General features: G+C 57.3%; 12 protein-coding genes and 1 pseudogene. 5 read left to right on the top strand and 8 right to left on the bottom strand.

All coding sequences use genetic code 11. The features are described 5' to 3' along the window. Positions 1-150 precede the first annotated feature (150 nt). Complete coding sequence (elyC, locus tag AU511_RS03425) at positions 151-927, top strand: envelope biogenesis factor ElyC (RefSeq protein ID WP_094100409.1); 777 nt, start codon at positions 151-153, stop codon at positions 925-927. Here the strand turns inward: elyC and AU511_RS03430 are convergent. From AU511_RS03430 to AU511_RS03465, 8 genes and pseudogenes are all read right to left on the bottom strand, one after another. Then, a complete protein-coding gene (locus AU511_RS03430) occupies positions 924-1,817 on the bottom strand; it encodes a YcbJ family phosphotransferase (protein WP_094108773.1) in 894 nt (297 codons plus the stop codon). The genes elyC and AU511_RS03430 overlap by 4 nt on opposite strands. Positions 1,818-1,976: 159 nt before the next feature. Next, a pseudogene (pelN, locus tag AU511_RS03435) lies at positions 1,977-3,289 on the bottom strand (pectate lyase PelN). Positions 3,290-3,557: 268 nt separating this feature from the next. Then, on the bottom strand, positions 3,558-4,310 hold the full coding sequence (gene kdsB / locus AU511_RS03440) for a 3-deoxy-manno-octulosonate cytidylyltransferase (protein WP_094108774.1): 753 nt from the start codon (positions 4,308-4,310) through the stop codon (positions 3,558-3,560). After that, entirely contained in the window at positions 4,307-4,489 is a 183-nt protein-coding gene (locus tag AU511_RS03445) for a Trm112 family protein (RefSeq protein ID WP_094100405.1), read from the bottom strand. Before AU511_RS03445 ends, kdsB begins: the two co-directional genes overlap by 4 nt. 48 nt (positions 4,490-4,537) lie before the next feature. Beyond that, positions 4,538-5,548 carry a tetraacyldisaccharide 4'-kinase gene (gene lpxK / locus AU511_RS03450; RefSeq protein ID WP_094108775.1) on the bottom strand — a complete coding sequence of 337 codons (1,011 nt, stop codon included), beginning with the start codon at positions 5,546-5,548 and terminating at the stop codon, positions 4,538-4,540. Beyond that, complete coding sequence (msbA, locus tag AU511_RS03455) at positions 5,545-7,293, bottom strand: lipid A ABC transporter ATP-binding protein/permease MsbA (protein ID WP_094100403.1); 1,749 nt, start codon at positions 7,291-7,293, stop codon at positions 5,545-5,547. Before msbA ends, lpxK begins: the two co-directional genes overlap by 4 nt. 605 nt (positions 7,294-7,898) lie before the next feature. After that, positions 7,899-10,163 (bottom strand): ComEC family protein, encoded by a 2,265-nt coding sequence (locus AU511_RS03460; protein WP_094108776.1) that lies wholly within the window; start codon positions 10,161-10,163, stop codon positions 7,899-7,901. Between the two features lie 577 nt (positions 10,164-10,740). After that, entirely contained in the window at positions 10,741-11,079 is a 339-nt protein-coding gene (locus AU511_RS03465) for a DUF496 family protein (protein ID WP_026740414.1), read from the bottom strand. Positions 11,080-11,808: 729 nt separating this feature from the next. Between AU511_RS03465 and AU511_RS03475 the strand changes: the two genes are divergently transcribed. From AU511_RS03475 to sbcB, 4 genes are all read left to right on the top strand, one after another. Then, positions 11,809-12,528, top strand: a complete 720-nt coding sequence (locus tag AU511_RS03475; protein ID WP_094108778.1) for a (Fe-S)-binding protein — start codon at positions 11,809-11,811, stop codon at positions 12,526-12,528. Between the two features lie 9 nt (positions 12,529-12,537). Then, positions 12,538-13,965, top strand: a complete 1,428-nt coding sequence (locus tag AU511_RS03480; protein ID WP_094108779.1) for a LutB/LldF family L-lactate oxidation iron-sulfur protein — start codon at positions 12,538-12,540, stop codon at positions 13,963-13,965. Further along, positions 13,965-14,702, top strand: coding sequence for a LutC/YkgG family protein (locus AU511_RS03485; protein ID WP_094108780.1), 738 nt, complete (start codon positions 13,965-13,967; stop codon positions 14,700-14,702). Before AU511_RS03480 ends, AU511_RS03485 begins: the two co-directional genes overlap by 1 nt. Positions 14,703-14,917: 215 nt before the next feature. Beyond that, positions 14,918-16,348, top strand: a complete 1,431-nt coding sequence (sbcB, locus tag AU511_RS03490; RefSeq protein WP_094108781.1) for an exodeoxyribonuclease I — start codon at positions 14,918-14,920, stop codon at positions 16,346-16,348. The last annotated feature ends 53 nt before the right edge of the window (positions 16,349-16,401 follow it).

Consider the following 16,401-nt stretch of genomic DNA (forward strand, 5'->3'; position numbering starts at 1 on the left):
ACGAGTTCCACGCAATTGATGACGGCGCATCCACAATGCGCCGACTCGCTCCTAATCTGACATTTTGGCACAGGCTGGCATAGAATGAATCGCCTGAGACCACGTTCTCCGCCTGGATGGCGCTTTTTCACTCAACCTGGATGCTATTTTATGCTGTTTGACCTCAAAAAGTATGTTGGCAGCCTGCTACAGCCGCTGCCGCTTTTACTGTTATTAATGGGCATCGCGCTTCTGCTGCTGTGGTTCACCCCCCGCCAGAAGACCGGGCGCGTCGTCCTGACCGTGGGCTGGCTAATGTTGGCCTTGATCAGCCTGCAGCCGGTGGCGGATCGGCTGTTGCTCCCGTTGGAATCCCGCTATCCCACCTGGCAGCCCGGTCAACAGCGGGTCGGCTTTATCGTCGTCCTCGGCGGCGGCTACACCTTCAATCCCGACTGGGCGCCCAGTTCAAATCTGGTGGGCAATAGCCTGGCGCGCGTGACCGAGGGGATTCGTCTGTACCATGCCAATCCCGGCGCCAAATTGATCTTCACCGGCGCGGCGGCGAAAGGCAATCCGGTCACCAGCGCCAGCACGGCCGCGCGCGTGGCGGAGAGCCTCGGCGTTCCGGCGGAAGATATTCTGCAGGTAGGAACGGCGCGTGATACCTCGGAGGAGGCGGCCGGTACGGCGCGATGGGTGGGACAACAGCCTTTCCTGCTAGTGACATCCGCCAATCATCTGCCGCGCGCCATGCGCTTTTTCGAGGGCCAGGGGCTGCACCCCATCCCCGCGCCGGCAAATCAATTGGCGATCACTTCGCCGCTGAATCCGTGGGAAAAGCTGTTCCCGTCAGCGCTGTATCTCTCGCACAGCGAGCGGGCATGGTATGAAACGTTGGGCGGCCTGTGGCAGAAGATCAGAGGAACGCAGGCGACGACGGACTAGTCCAACCAGGGCAGCAGCTCGCGCGACGCCCGGTCGAACACCTCCCGGTCTAACCGACCGGTATGAATATAGCGAGATACGGCAGCCCACACGACGTAAAGCCAGCGTCGGGAAACAAAGGTTTCTGACACCGGCGCACGACGCAAATAATGGTACAGCAGTTGTTCCGCCATCCCTTCGTCACACAACCGGAACAGCTCGTATTCGCGCGGCGCCCACAACATCATGCCCGGATTGATCATCGCCAGCAGTTGATCGCTGCGGCTATCCTTCAACATGCTGCGCAGCGACAGGTTGCCGTGCACCAGCACGCAGGGATCGTTAAAGTCCCGGAATAGCGCGGGTAGCGCCTGACGAGATCGGAACAGCAGCGCCCTGTCTTCCCGCGTCAGCAGCGGGGTCTGCACCAGCATCAGCGTCGACCACAGTACCTCCAGCCGCTGGGCGTACCAGTTGGGCCAGCTGTTTTCCTGAATGCTATCGACCGACCCAACGCAGCCGTGGCTGTCAATACGATGCCAGGCCAGGACGCTGTCCACGATCTGCTCCATAAGAGACTCCCAGCGCGGTGGCGTTCGGGTCGGCGTTTCGACCGGCACGCCGCGCAGCCGCTCCAGCAGCAATAACTCCTTATGCGACGGATGCTGACTCATCACCATCCCGTAAACGGTCGGCACCCGCACGTCGCCTTCACGCGACAGCATGCTCAGCTTGTAGGCCTCCTGCTGAGCGACGCCCTGACATACATAGCTTTTGACCAACAACGGAATCGCGTGACCTTCCTTGTCATACATGGCGTACAGATGTGCATACGGTTGTTCACTAATACGTTCAACGCGGCTAAGAGGTTCCCCTAATACCGCACTCAACTCGGCTTTAAGCAATTCCATAAGCATGAGACCTTGACTGAAGGGAAGGCTTGTCGATCGTATCATGCCGTTGTGGGGAGGCGGTTTTCCTCAATACAGATCGAACAAAGCCGGAATCTGCCCATGATGGGCGCAGAACCTAAAGAATAGCAAAAGGTTCCGCGCAAAGCGTGCTAGGGATTACTGGCGTTCGAAAGCGCCGAGGTCCGGCGCGGCGCCTTTGTAGGGCAGATTAAGATTGCCGCCCTTGTCGATGAGCCAACTACCGGCTGACAAATGCAGGCTTTTCAGGTCAGGTAAACTGCCGTCCGATTTCCGTTTTGCATCCCAGCCGGTTACAGCGACGCTCTCAAACTCGGCATCGGACAGCACTTTTGACTGATTCCACGAGTTGTAGCGCATATCCGCGCCTTGCGTATTTATGAGCGCGACGCCGCCATACGAGATATTATTGCGCGCTATGCCCAGGCCGACGTCTCCACCGCTGGCGTTGATGCCCAGCAAGTTGAAATTAGGTCTGTTTTTGTAGCCGGTATTATTGAAGAAGTTATTAGCGACCGGGTGATGGTTAGCATAAAAACCCGCGCTTTTGTTCATGAACGCCACGCTCTGACGCACGGTATGCTTGGGGGCGTTAGCAACGTAGCGTGCGCCGTATCCGCCAATTTTGAAACCATTGCCGTTGCCCGCGGCCAGCGACGTGGTCGTGCCGGGCAAATAGCCGTGCAGCCACGCCCAGGAGTTTTCAACCGTGACAGGCGAATAGGCGTTGATAAAGTCGAAACCGTCATCCGAATTCGACCATGCCCGACAGCCGCGCAGAAGGTTTCCCGGTTGGTTGGCGGCGACATGTACGCCGAAGCCGTCACCGCTCTGTCCTGCGCCGTTTGACGTCAGCGGGTCGTAGTTGTGGTGGGAATCGCAATTGATCACCTTATTGTTGGCGCCGTTCTGCAAAAAAAGCCGGTACCCATGATGTGGTGGATGTTCAACTGCTCGAACGTGTTGTTACTGCCCTTAATCCACACGCCCCAGGATTCATGATTGAGTCTGTTATGCTGCGGGACGCCGACAATCTCAAGTCCTTTCAGTGAGACCCAGTTCGCCGCCACGTTGAACCCTTTAATGCGGCAGTCGTCTTTCATTTTGCTGAAGTCGAATACCGGCGTTTCGCCCGAGTAGGCCAAGTACTGAATCGGTTTGCCCGCCGTCCCGCTTTTATTCAGCGTCACCGCGTTGACGACATCGGTACGACTCGCGCACGAGTTAGCCCCCGCAGTAAAACTGTATTTTCCACCGCGGATCCACAGCCGGTCGCCGGGCGCAAGGGTTTGCTGGGCCCGTCCGATTGTTTTCCAGGGCGCGGTAAGCGTCCCGCTGCCATTATCGTTGCCGGTCGGCGACAAGTAAAAGGTGGCGGCCGTCGTCGGCGCAACCGCGCCCGTCAGCAGGCTCAGCGCCAACGCTAAGCGAATAGTGTTACTCATTTCCATGTATCACTCCTTCCTTGGGGGTCTTTATTAACTCTGTTTCGAGGTTCTCCAACACGCGCAGCGCGGTGTCGTGGCACCCTCAGACAATCTTGAACGCATCGTTCACCGCCTTGCCCAGTCAGACGGCGCTTCCCTGAGATAACGTTCGATACTGGACCGGTTCAGCACGGTCCTGAAACCGGGATTCAGGCGTATTGTCCCGGAGGTCAGCAAAACGGGCGGCTATCATATCCGCCGGTGCGCTCGTCAAACGATGAGGCGAGTACGATCAGCCGCCCGCCATCGCCGAACGCACACGCTCCAGATCTTCCGGCGTATCGACGCCGACGCTTGGAATCGCTTTCGCCACGTCAACGTGAATTTTTTCGCCGTACCACAGTACGCGCAGCTGCTCCAGCAGTTCGATTTTTTCCAACTCGCTCGGCGCCCAGCTCACGTAACGGCGCACAAATCCAGCCCGGTAGGCATAGATGCCGATGTGACGCAGGAAGTGATCGCCGATGTTCTCATTCGATTGGGCAAAGCGCTCGCGGTCCCATGGGATCGGCGCACGGGAAAAGTACAGCGCATACCCTTCCGCATCTCTCACCACTTTTACCGCGTTGGGGTTGAACACCTCTTCGCTGCCGACAATCGGCACGGCTAACGTCGCCATCCCTGCCCGGCTTCCCGCCAGATTTTCAGCGACCTGACGTACAATGACCGGAGGGATCATCGGTTCGTCGCCCTGGATGTTCACAATGATCTCGTCATCCGGAAGACGGTAGCGTTCAATCACTTCCGCCAGCCTTTCTGTCCCTGAGTTGTGATCGGGACTGGTCAGACAGACTTCTCCGCCCGCCTGACGAATGACCTGCTCAACGTCGGGATGGTCTGTGGCCACGATCACACGCTCTGCGCCCGACTCCTGCGCACGTTCCATCACGTGGATCACCATCGGTTTACCGTTGATGTCCGCCAGCGGCTTGCCCGGTAAACGGCTGGAGGCGAAGCGGGCCGGGATAATTACGGTAAACGTCATTTTGCGGTCTCGTCGGCCGTCAGGTGTCGGGCCTCGTGATCCAGCAGGACCGGGATGCCGTCGCGCATGGGATAGGCCAGACCTTCAATCTTGCAGATCAGTTCCTGTTTTTCTTTATCAAAAACCAAACGTCCGTTACAGACCGGACAAGCCACTATTTCAAGTAAACGATGATCCATCGTGCTTCCTCCATCAAGAAGCTCTTTGTCAATAAGAGGCAACGCGCCTTAGCGGGCGTTCGGGTTGCCCTGTCGATACTGCGCAATCAGCTGTTCGAGCCGCGATAATATGGCTTCTGCGGGCGCGGCGGCTAGCTCGGCGGTCACCGGCAGATACCACCAGTTTTTCTGTGCGAAAGCGCGGCACTTCACCGCGTCTTTTTCGGTCATGATCAGCGGCTGATGTTCTCCGCCGGGTAGCGTAGCGAGCTGGGCGGGCGAATAGGACTGATGGTCTGCGAAAGCAACTTCATGTTGCACGGTCGCACCCTTCTGTTTCAGTGTGGCAAAGAATCGCGGCGGATGCCCGATCCCTGCCATCGCCACCAAAGGCGGCAGCTCGGCGACCGGGCGCCGTTCGCCGGTCGCCAGATTAACGGCATCGTCCGCGGAGAGCTGCATCGCGATCTCGCCTGCCCGAGCATCGCCGCCATTAACGATAACCGCATCAACCGATGCCAGCCGGGACGCCCGCTCGCGCATCGGTCCTGCGGGTAGCCACCAACCGTTGCCGAAACGGCGAACGCCATCGATGACCACCACTTCGTAGTCCCGCGCCAACGCATAGTGTTGCAGCCCATCGTCGGTAATCACAATATCCAAAGGAGAGGCGGCCAACAGCGCCGCCACGGCCTGGCGACGTTTGGGTGCGACGGCAATGGGAACGCCTGTACGTTGAAAAATCAGGACGGGTTCGTCGCCCGCCTGCATGGTGGTAACGTTTGGCGAGATCACCAGAGGATAGCGATCCGCCTTTCCGCCGTAACCGCGTGATACCACACCCACACGGTAACCCCGCAGCTGTAACTGTTCAACCAGCCAGATGACGACCGGCGTTTTCCCGTTGCCTCCCGCCGTCAGGTTGCCCACTACCGCCACCGGCAAGGGCGCGCGCCACGCCTGACGCCAGCCCCAGCGATAGCTCAGGCGGATGAACCCGCTGATCATGCCATAGAGTAGCGATAGCGGGATCAACAGCCAGTAGAGCGGCGAGCGACCTGACCAGATGCGGTCAATCATGAGCCAAACTGCATCTTGTGCAACTGTGCGTACGCGCCATCGCGAATAATCAAATCGTGATGATTGCCGCGTTCAATAATACGGCCGTCTTCCACCACCAGAATCTCGTCGGCGTTTTCAATTGTGGAAAGACGGTGAGCGATAACCAGCGCGGTACGGTCTTTCTGCAACTCGTCCAGCGCCGACTGAATGGCTCGTTCGGATTCGGTATCCAGCGCCGAGGTGGCCTCGTCCAGAATCAGAATCGGGCAGTCGCGCAGCAGCGCGCGCGCTATCGCGATACGCTGACGCTGTCCGCCGGACAACAGCACGCCGTTTTCACCGATCACGGTATCCAAGCCATTATCCATCTTGCTGATGAAGTCCATCGCATGCGCCATGGTCGCCGCGCGTTCGATATCTTCGCGGCTAAACGACTTATCGTAGGCATACGCGATATTGTTCGCGATGGTGTCGTTGAACAGGTGCACATTCTGAGACACCAACGCGACCTGATTACGCAGTGAAGACAGCGTGTATTCGCGCAGATCGTGACCGTCCAGAATGATTTCGCCTGACTGGATATCGTAAAAACGCGTGATGAGGTTGGCGATAGTCGATTTACCGGAGCCGGAACGTCCTACCAGCGCGACGGTTTTACCCGGCGGCACATGCAGGCTGATATCGTTCAAGGCCAACGTCTCTTTGCCCGGATAAGCGAAATCGACATGGCGGAACTCGAGGTCGCCTTTGGCGCGCTCAATTACGCGTTTGCCTTTGTCCGTTTCTTGTTCCATATCCAGAATAGTGAACAAGGTCTGGCAGGCGGCCATACCGCGCTGGAACTGCGCGTTTACGTTGGTCAGCGATTTCAGCGGACGCATCAGTGTGAACATCGCGGAGAAGACGACCGTAATGGTCCCGGCGGTCAGCGTTTCCATCACGGAAGGGAAGCTGGCGGCGTACAGCACAAAGGCCAGCGCCAGCGAGGCAATAAATTGCACGACCGGATCGGAAATGGAGGAGGCGGACACCATCTTCATGTTCTGCTGACGCATGCGGTTGCTCACCGAATCAAAGCGCTCCGCTTCCACTTTCTGTCCGCCGAAAATCAGGACTTCCTTATGCCCTTTGAGCATCTGTTCCGCGCTGGTCGTCACCTGCCCCATCGTGTTTTGCATGTTTTTACTGATGTTACGGAAGCGTTTAGACACCAGACGAATGCTGTAGGAAACGATGGGCGCAATCACAATCAGGATCAACGAAAGCTGCCAGCTGTACCAAAACATCAGTATAAACAGACCGATGATGGAGGCGCCCTCACGAATGACGGTGACCAGCGCGTCCGATGAGGAAGCCGCGACCTGTTCGGTGTCGTAGGTGATTCTCGACAGCAGCGTCCCTGTGGACTGTTGGTCGAAGAACGAAACCGGCATGCCCATGATGTGGCTAAATAACCGGCGACGCATGTTCATCACGACCTTGCCGGAGACCCACGCCACGCAATAGCTGGAGATGTAGCTGGAGATCCCGCGCATCACCATCAGCCCGATAATGGCTAACGGCATCCACACCAGCACGTTGCGGTCAGCCTTGCCGAATCCATCGTCCAACAAAGGCTTGAGCAGCGACAACATCAGCGTGTCGCTGGCGGCATTCATCACCAGCGCGACGCCTGCGACAAACAACCCTGTCTTGAACGGCGTGATCATCGGCCATAGGCGACGGAATGTCTGCCACGTGGAAAGATCTTGATCATTAATCATGCAATAAACCTGAGCCTATAGAAATAGCCGCCTATATTACCCATTCACGGCCCCGTGAGAAAGACTAAAGGGGAATCAGAGCGATATGCGGAAATGCAACCGCGAATGTACTCATCCTGTGATGCGGCGTGTCTTCCCCCTTCGTCGAAAAATCCGCTCCGAGGCCTGAAGGCTTTCGCGCCGCATAGACGTGCGCCACGGCCCTTTTTCATGCCGCCCTAAAAAATCGTTTGGGTTATTTCCCACCTCAAACGACAACACGCTGCAATATGTTAGTAACATAAGATAGGTCGGGTGATTTCATTTACGTCACCACGCGCCATAAATATGTACCCCCCAAGAATACATCTAATGCCGACGTTATTTTTACGCTAATAATATTGGCGAGAAAATATATTAACCTGATCGCGTTTTTTATTTCTTCCAGCCGGAGTGAGGTTAAACAGATGCCATTTTGGAAAAGCCTTAAACTCGGTAAAAATAAAGTCACGAATTATGGTCACATCGGATGGGTATTACGATCAGGAAATACTGCGTACGTTCATAACTCCACGCCCTTGGTGGAGAAAGTGACAATGGGGGGCGTCGTCGATAGCCGGACGCCATCATGATGTCTCGGGACCTACGCCAAAACGGCGATGATACCAACGCGGGGAGATCGCCTCCCTAAAGCCAAAAACCTGCCAGCCTTCGGAGAAAAAGCGCACGCTTAATTGACCGGACGTGGCCGTGTCGTGCCACGGGTGATCCATCTGGCGATAGCGCCGCCGAACTTTCACCGACGGCAGTCGCCACGGGTTATAACGAGAGTTGGATGACGCCGACCATTGTGCCCCCACGGCGCGAATGAAAGGCGGGGACGAGGACGTCGCGCTGCCGTGATGCGGCACCTGCAAAATATCGGCTGCCAGCGCCAGCCGCTGGGTGCGCAGCAATATTGCCTCCGTTTTCGCCTCCACATCGCCGGTGAGCAGAACCCGAAACCGACCGTCGTCGACCGCGACGACACAGGAGTCATTGTTTCCCGCATCGACAGTGATCCGCGGCGGCCACAGCACGCTGAAATGCAGTCCCTGCCACTCCCATCGCTGTCCTTTCAGGCACGGCTGGTGTCCTGCCCTCGCCATCGGGCTAAATACCTGAACGGCGGGAAACCGTCGCTTTAGTTCACCCAGTCCGCCGAGGTGATCCTGATGACTATGGCTGACGATAATCCGCTCCAGTTTCAGCCCCCGCCACCTGAAATAGGGCACGATTTCACGGCTCGCCATATTGCCGCCCGTCCAGCTCGCGCCCGTATCGTACAACACGGCTTTGCCATTACGTTCAATCACGACGGCCATCCCGTGACCGACATCCAGCATATCCACTCGCCACAACGGCGCTGGCGCTTTCGGTCGGAGGAGCAGGATCAGCAGCAGGCTAAGTACGCTCAGCGGCGCAGATCGCCACCAGGCAAAACGCCAGATCGCCACCGCCAGCCACCCCGAGAGACTCCACGGCAACGCCTGCTCCCCTAACGACCACCAGCCGGATGGCAACGCCGCGAGCGGCGCGAACACGCCCGTCAGCGAACGATCGGCCAACCACCAAAAAATGGCGCTAAAGGCTGGGGCGAAAGACAGCAGCAGCGCGACTAGCACCAGCGGCGTCGTGACAAAAGAGACCAGCGGCACGGCCCACAGATTTGCGGGTAAAGACGTCAGGCTGACGCCGTGGAACAACGCGACCTGCAACGGCAGCAGTAATAACGTCATGCCCACCTGTAAATGCAGCCAGCGGAGCCAAACCCAGCGTTTAGGCCTCAGGAAAGAACGAGGCAACGGCGCCCACTGATACCAAAAAATCAGCGCCGCCACCGCGAGGCTCGATAACCAAAAACTGTCGGATAATACGCTTAGCGGATCGCCGGTCAGAATCAGGGCCACACACCCAAGCCACACCTGCCACGGCGTACAACTTACGCATTTCAACCGTAATAGCGTCCATACGCATAACGCCAGACCCGCCCTGACTGCCGGCGGATTTCCCCCAGCCAACCAGACATAGCTTAGGGCCGCGAATAGTCCGACGAACAATGGAAAGCGATAGCCGATACGATGTACCGGGAACAGGTATTGGACGCCCCGGGCGATCCCCCAGCCGAACAGCGCCGCCAGCGCGATATGTAATCCGGAGATCGCCATCAGGTGCATCGTTCCCGTCCGGCGCAGAAGGGCCTGGGTATCTTCATCCACGGTGGCCATTTCACCCAGCGTTAACGCTAACAGGATGGAGCGCCACGGCAGGTGTTCAGTCTGACGCTCCACCGCCGTCACGATGCCCTGCCGAACCCCGCAGCGCGTATCCAGCACCGCCGCGCGTTGTACGGTGCCCGTCAGCGTTTGTCGACGGGCCAACGACCAACGCTGGCTGTCGAATCCGCCTTCGTTCAGCCGACTGTGCACGGGCCGAAGTTGTAGCCTGAGTTGCCAGCGTTGCCCGCCGCACCACGCGTTCAGTGCCGTAGACGGGGTCAGCCGGACCGCGACCGGAGGAAACCGCCGGCGACCGTCGACCCGAATCAGACGCACCACCGGGGCGGCTTCCGGCAACGCACCAAAGCGCACGCTAATGATATCCACCTCTGCCGTTACCTGCCTTGAGGTCAGCTCCGCCGTCTGGTCGACGGCCTGCCCGGCGTTGTAGCATCCCCAGACCAGCGCGAATATCGCCAAGCCCAAGGCGCGCAAGCGGTTGGAAAGGTAACGGCAGGCCAGGATCAGCGCCGCTAGCCCCCCTACCAATGCGGTGAGCGGCGGGATTTGCGGTAGCCACAATAGCGGTAAAATTCCGCTTATCAGCGCAAGCGCCATGACATTCAGCGACATAGTAAAGCGGCACTCCCTGACCGTTTCGCCCGCCAGTCGGACGGCGTTTTTATCCCTTCATCCAGTCTATTTTTCACCGTGCTGAAAGCACAGCAGCCGGTGATTGAAGCGCGGGCCGCCGCGCAAAGATAAATGTCATGTCATGTAACGGCGGTTGAGTGAGAAACGTGGGCAGTCAGGCAGTCAGGCAGTCAGGCAGTCAGGCAGTCAGGCAGTCAGGCAGTCAGGGTGATGCGCGGAGAGACAGAAGGCAAAAGCTTATTTCAGCGAGGTCAGCCTATCACCACCGCTCAAGCCACAGGGCCAAACGCCTATCATCACGCTAAGGCCGCTATCGCGCCCTTCCGCCCATAGGCGCGTTGGCGTGGGTGTGTTGTTCCGTATACGGCGCCGACAGCGGCGTTTAGACCGTGTTTGTCTCATCGTCCGCATTGGGATGGGCGGAGATAACGCCGCCTCTATTCGCCGCCAGCCCCGATCTCTCACGCGAAGCGATCAAGCCGAAGGGCGCGCCATTGCGCGAGCAGGCAAAAAAAAGGATCGCCGCAGCGATCCCTTGAATACGTCATGAAACAGGTTATTTAGTCTCAGCAGCTGATTTGATTTCGCCCATTTCTTTGATTTTGCGTGACAGCTCACGGCGTTCCTTCGACAGATCCGCGTTTTTGATGATGTACTCATCAACACGGTCTTCATAGTCGCTGCGCATGTTGGCAATGATGTTCTGAATATCATCGATCGACATACCCGGCTTGATGTATTCGCTCAGGTTGTCCAGCAGCAGCACACGTTTCTGGTTATCACGGATTTTCTTTTCGTTATCGGCGATTTCACGTTGCAGCTTGTTTTTACGACGGAATGTACGCACAAACGCCAATACGTCCTGGAAACACGGTTTGTTGTTACCCTTATCCATTTTCTACCCTTACTTAACTCATATTAAGATTCAAGATGCGGAAACCGCCCGTGCTAAACATACAGGTTAGCAGTTCTCATCGACAAGTCGGTATTGACTGAATGCAGCCACTGCCGGGTGCCGACGGCGATTACAGATGAGCTTGTTTTATCATTGTTTTCACTTTCTTTCACCCGCTTTCCCTTCCGGCCGCCGCAGGACGGCGTTGCGTGGCGGCTGACCGACCACTCTTCATACAATTTTAGCAACAGAGCTTTGTGCGACTCAGCGCGCGTACAGCGGTGATCTTGCGTGCCGCCCTTTCTGCTCGCATAGGGGGGGCCGACGCCATACGCTTTCGCGAATATGGCGATTATCTCAAGACCAGTCAGTCCTATCGACACCCACATTTTCGATGCGTCATTATATTGAAGAGGAGATTTGCCATGGCAATCCCTTATTAGGCCGACGATAAGCTACGGTAACAAACCGAAACAAAAAACGGGTGTCATTATACTTCCGCGTCTTCTAAACCTTATTCAGGAACCTCGTCGCATTACCCTTCATCATCTTTCAGGTAATCAATAATTTATTCGGAAAATATTATCAGGCGCTATAAATCATCGAAAATGGATTAATTCGACATGTCCAGTGCCGTTATCCGGAAATAAATAACAACGCCTATCACACGATTTTCCCGTTAACGGGCGCATGATGATTCATGCAAAGGACTCACAGAGAGGCAAGCAAGTGAATGTGAACTTTTTCGTTACCTGTATTGGTGACGCGCTGAAATCAAAAATGGCGCAAAACTCGGTATTACTGCTCGAAAAACTGGGATGTACCGTTCACTTTCCTCAAAAACAGGGCTGCTGCGGCCAACCGGCGTTAAACGCGGGGTATACCGCCGATGCCATCCCGGGGATGAAAAATCTGATCGCCGCGCTGGAAGACAATGACGACCCGATCATTTCCCCGGCCGGTTCCTGTACCTACGCCATCAAAAGCTACCCCGAATATTTGAAGAATGAACCTGAGTGGGCCAAGCGCGCGACTCATGTCTCCGACAGAATCTGCGATCTGACTTCTTTCATCGTGAATACTCTCAACGTCGTGGATGTGGGCGCAACCTTGCCCGGCAAGGCGGTTTACCATCCCTCCTGCAGTCTATTTCGCAAACTGGGCGTTCAGCGCGAGCCAATGACGTTACTAGAGCACGTCAACGGGTTGGACATCGTCCCGTTTCCCTTATCCGAAACCTGCTGCGGTTTTGGCGGCACGTTCTCCGTCAAAATGGCGGAAATATCCGGTGAAATGGTGAAAGAAAAGGTCAGTCACATGATGGAAGCCAACCCCGACTACCTTATCGGCGCCGACGTTAGCTGCCTAATCAACATTGGCGGCCGCCTCCATCGCGAAGGCAAATCCGTGAAAGTCATGCACATCGCCGACGTGCTGATGAGCCATTAAGGAGCCCACATGTATCTCAAAACCAGCGACGTCCCGTTTCATGAACGGATCCGCGAACAGATTGACGATGCCGTCATGCGTAAAGCGGTGGCGATGGCTCAAGAGCGCATCGGCGCCAACCGACAAATCATGGTCGATGACCTCGGACACTGGGAAGCATGGCGCAGCCGTGGCGAACAGATCCGGCGGCACGTGCTCGAAAACCTGGACGCCTACCTGTATCAGCTCTCCGAAAATGTGACGAAGAATGGCGGACACGTCTATTTCGCCTCCACCAAAGCGCAGGCGACGGACTATATCCTGACCGTCGCGAAACAGAAACAGGCGAGGAAAATCGTCAAATCCAAGTCGATGGTCACCGAGGAGATCGGTCTCAATGCCGCGCTTCAAGGCGCGGGGTTGACCGTCATCGAAACCGATCTGGGCGAATACATTTTGCAACTCGCCCACGACGCCCCGTCCCATGTGGTCGTCCCCGCCATTCATCGCGATCGCCACCAGATCCGCAAAATTCTGCATGATACGTTGGGCTACACCGGCTCCGACACCCCGGAGGCGATGACGCTGTTTATTCGCGAACAGATGCGCCCGCAGTTTTTTAGCGCGGATATCGGCATCACCGGCTGTAATTTCGCCGTCGCCGAAACCGGATCGGTATGTCTGGTCAGTAACGAGGGCAACGCGCGGCTGTGCACCACGCTGCCGAAAACGCACATCGCCGTGATGGGCATGGAGCGTCTCGCGCCGACGTTCGAGGAAGTTGATGTCCTGATTACGCTGCTGGCTCGCAGCGCGGTCGGCGCTCAGCTGACCGGCTATAACACCTGGCTGACGGGGCCAAGGGAGGCAGACAACGTCGATGGCCCCGAGGATTTTCATCTGGTGGTGGTTGATAATGGACGCTCGGCCGTGCTCGGATCGGAATTCCGCGACATTTTGCACTGCATCCGCTGCGGCGCCTGTATGAATACCTGCCCTGCGTATCGTCATATCGGCGGTCACGGCTATGGTTCAATCTATCCCGGCCCGGTCGGCGCCGTACTGTCTCCGCTATTGGGCGGCTACGCCGACTTTAAAGATCTGCCCTACGCCTGCTCGCTGTGTTACGCCTGTAATAGCGTCTGCCCGGTCAAAATTCCGCTGGCGCAGCTGATCCTTAAACATCGCCGCAGGATGGTCGACGCGGGCCTGCCGCCTAGAGTCGAACAGGTCGCGACGCGCCTGTTTACCTATGCCAATAGCCACCCAACCCTGTGGAAGGTCGGCATGGTCAGCGGCGCCCACGCTGTTAACTGGTTTATTAAAAACGGCAAAGCCCCCTTGAATATCGGCGCCATCGGCAAGTGGACGGAAGCACGCGATCTGCCCCAAAGCGACGGCGAAAGCTTTCGCAGTTGGTTCAAGCAGCATCAGGCGAATAAAGAGGAGAAGCAGTGATGGGAAATGCCAATCGCGACACGTTCCTGGCTCAGATAGCCCAGCAGTTTAGGCGTCCGGTGCGCCATCAGCCCGCGGCCGCTCCGCCCCCGGTTTGCCGCTATGAGAAGACGCGGCTGGCGGATCTCTCCCTTCAGCAGCGCTGCGACGCCTTCGTCAAACTGGCGCAAGAGACCCTCAAGGTCACCTGCCGACTGACCCGCGAGCAAGACGCCCCGGCGGCCGTGCGCGAACTCTGCCAGCACTATATTCAGGATCACAAAAACAACGGCGATCAGCACGAAAACCGGACCGCCGTGATGGTGAGCGGAGATGCTCGCTTACAGACGTTGGGGATCACCTCCGCGTTGCAGGCGGCTTTTTCGGCGCAGGTGTGGGATGCATCGCAGGGGGAGGTAAATATTCACGCCGCAGAGCGGGCAGACGTTGGCGTCGTGTTCGCCGAGTACGGACTGACAGAGTCCGGCGGCGTCGTTCTGTTTTCCGCGCCGGAACGCCCCCGTTCGCTGAGCCTGCTGCCCACTTCCTCGATTTTCGTGGTGCGAAAAAGTACGCTGCTGCCCCGCGTCGCTCAGTTGGCGGAGCGTTTGCATCAGAAGGCGCAGTCCGGAGAGCGCATGCCGTCCTGCATCAATCTGATCGGCGGTCCCAGCTCTACGGCCGACATTGAGCTGAGCAAAGTGATCGGGGTACACGGCCCGGTCAATGCCGCTTATCTCATCATCGAGGATGACTGAGCTCTGCCACTGTTCGTCCCGGCCGCCAGGCCGGGACATTCCCCCTTACCGGTACCGATCCCCTCCGCCGACTTCTGCCGGACGACGATATGGTTTACCATTGCCGCCATGTCACGTTTCGCTAACCGGCGTCCCAAGCGAAACCTCCCCATCCGCACCCGACGCGCCCGATACATGCGTACCCGGCGGGTCCTTGCAACCGACAGAGAAACCGCGTGTCTAATAAATTCAGCACTCCGACCTTCTTTATTCACGACTATGAGACCTTCGGCAAGCATCCGGCCCGGGATAGACCCGCGCAGTTTGCTGGCGTCCGTACCGATATGGACTTCAATATCATTGGTGAACCGCTGGTCATCTACTGTCAGCCGACGGACGACTATCTGCCGGAGCCGGAAGCGGTGCTCATCACCGGCATCACGCCGCAGGTTGCCAAGAGCAAAGGCGTATGCGAGGCGGAGTTCGCGCGTCAGATCCACGAAGCCTTCAGCGTGCCGGGCACCTGTATCTTGGGCTACAACAACATCCGTTTCGATGATGAAGTCAGCCGCAACATTTTTTACCGCAACTTCTACGATCCCTACGCCTACAGCTGGAAAAACGGCAACTCACGCTGGGATCTGCTGGATGCGCTGCGCGCCTGCTACGCGCTGCGGCCGGAGGGGATCGTCTGGCCGGAAAATGACGACGGTCTGCCAAGCTTCCGACTTGAACACCTGACCAAGGCGAATGGCGTCGAACACACGCAGGCCCATGACGCGATGTCCGACGTTTACGCGACGATCGCCATGGCCAAACGGCTGAAAACCGCGCAGCCCAAACTGTTCGACTATCTGTTCCAACTGCGTAACAAGAATAAGGTTAACGCGCTGATTGATATCCCGAAGATGAAACCGCTGATGCACGTTTCAGGCATGTTTGGCGCGGCGCGGGGCAATACCAGCTGGATTGTGCCACTTGCCTGGCATCCGGAAAATCGTAATGCGGTGATCATGTGCGACTTGGCGGGCGATATCACGCCGCTACTGGAGCTGGAGCCTGATGAACTGCGCACGCGGTTGTACACCAAACGCGACCAGTTGGAAGAAGGGCAGTCTCCCGTCCCACTCAAACTGGTGCAAATTAACAAATGTCCCGTGCTCGCGCCCGCCAGCACGCTGAGGCCGGAAGATGCGGCACGATTGGGGATAGACCGACAGCACTGTCTCGATAACCTGCAACGTCTGCGTCAACACCCGTTGGTACGGGAAAAAGCGGTGGCGCTGTATGCCGAAGCGCCCGCCTTCGCCGCTGCTAACGACGTAGATCTTCAACTGTACGACGGCTTTTTCAGTGACGCAGACCGTGCGGCCATGACCATTATTCAGGAAACGTCGCCGCAAAACCTGCCCGCGCTCGATCTGAAATTCGCCGACGGCCGCATTGCAGAACTGCTTTTCCGCTTTCGCGCCCGCAATTATCCCGCCACGCTGGATGACCGCGAACAACAGCGCTGGCTGCAGCACCGCAAAGAGGTCTTTACTCCGGAACGTCTGGAGACCTATCTGAATAATCTGCACGAGCTGTATCAGTTGCATCAGGATGATGAGAAAAAGTCACTCCTGCTCAAGTCCCTGTTCGCCTATGCCCAGCAGGTGGTGGGCTGATACCAGCGCCTGACCGACGGGATAAGACTCAAGGTTGACCGCCGTCAAAGACG

This window comes from Lonsdalea iberica (genome assembly GCF_002111585.1).
GTDB classification, from domain to species: Bacteria; Pseudomonadota; Gammaproteobacteria; order Enterobacterales; family Enterobacteriaceae; genus Lonsdalea; species Lonsdalea iberica.